1 protein-coding gene is annotated in these 401 nt (G+C 65.3%); it reads left to right on the forward strand.

Annotation, left to right across the window (positions count from 1 at the left end; all coding sequences use genetic code 11):
• The coding region (locus tag GPT33_RS18315; protein WP_296811960.1) for a phosphatidylglycerophosphatase A at window positions 1-362 on the forward strand (362 nt) is incomplete at its 5' end.
• Between the last annotated feature and the right edge of the window lie 39 nt (window positions 363-401).

The raw sequence follows: 401 nt of genomic DNA on the forward strand, positions 1-401 counted from the left end.
TCTATCTGCTCCTGAGCCCGCTGGCCTGGCCGTTCTACGTCGGCTTGCTGGTCCTCTTCACGCTCATCGGGATCTGGGCCTGCGAGCGCACGGCACGTGATCTGGACTCCAAAGACCCTTCCGCGATCGTCTGGGACGAGTGGGTCGGCTTTCTCCTGACCATGGTCGCCGCGCCGGCCGGATGGCTCTGGATCCTTGCCGGCTTCGCCCTCTTCCGGCTCTTCGATATCTGGAAACCCTGGCCCGTGCGGGTGGCGGACCGGAAGGTGCCCGGCGGCATCGGGATCATGCTCGATGATCTCATTGCCGGGGCGATGGCCGCCATCGTCATCGCACTTGCCGCCGCGTGGATCCCGATCTGAAGGGAGCAGTCGAAGCCCCATCTAAACCGCGTCTCCGCC

Origin of the sequence: Thiocapsa sp. (assembly GCF_011390875.1) — a bacterium.
GTDB lineage: Bacteria > Pseudomonadota > Gammaproteobacteria > Chromatiales > Chromatiaceae > Thiocapsa.